Below are 510 nucleotides of genomic sequence, written 5' to 3'. Positions count from 1 at the left end.
GGTCCAGCACGCGATAGCGTGCGAGCGGCGAATGCCCGCTCATGCCGCGTCGAGCACCGCGGGATCGAAAGGGTAGGGCACCGGCGGCCCGCCGCGCAGCGGCAGCACCACGCGCGCCGTGCCGGGCGTGCCCTCCTGGCCCTTCTGGTCGAGCATGCCGATCTCGAGGTCCACGACGCCGAAGCGGCCGCGCCGCTCCTTGCCCGTGACCTTGCCCCAGGCGGTCAGCGTATCGCCGGGGAGGTTCATCCCGCGGAACTGGAAGGCGACCTTCCAGGCCCAGCCCGTGTCGCCCGCCCAGTCCGCGAGCAGCTGGATCATGACGTGCTGCTTCCAGCTGCCATTCACCATGACGTCCGGCAGGCCGTCATGCTCGGTGGCGTATTTCCAGTCGTAGTGGATGCGGTGCCAGTTCTCCATGGCGGCCGACCAGCGCACGATATGCGCCGTCGTCATCGGCCCCTTCACCACGTTCGGGATCGCCTGACCCACTTCGATATCGTCGAAATC

At 68.4% G+C, this 510-nt stretch carries 1 protein-coding gene; it reads right to left on the bottom strand.

Annotated features, from left to right (window positions below; translation table 11 throughout):
• Nucleotides 1-39: 39 nt before the first annotated feature.
• Nucleotides 40-510 (bottom strand): hotdog family protein (locus AC1DWF_RS38890; RefSeq protein ID WP_476843717.1); only part of this gene is annotated, 471 nt, incomplete at its 5' end.

This window comes from Aminobacter sp. P4_D5, from assembly GCF_056401815.1.
This window is presented reverse-complemented; position numbering and strand designations above follow the sequence as displayed.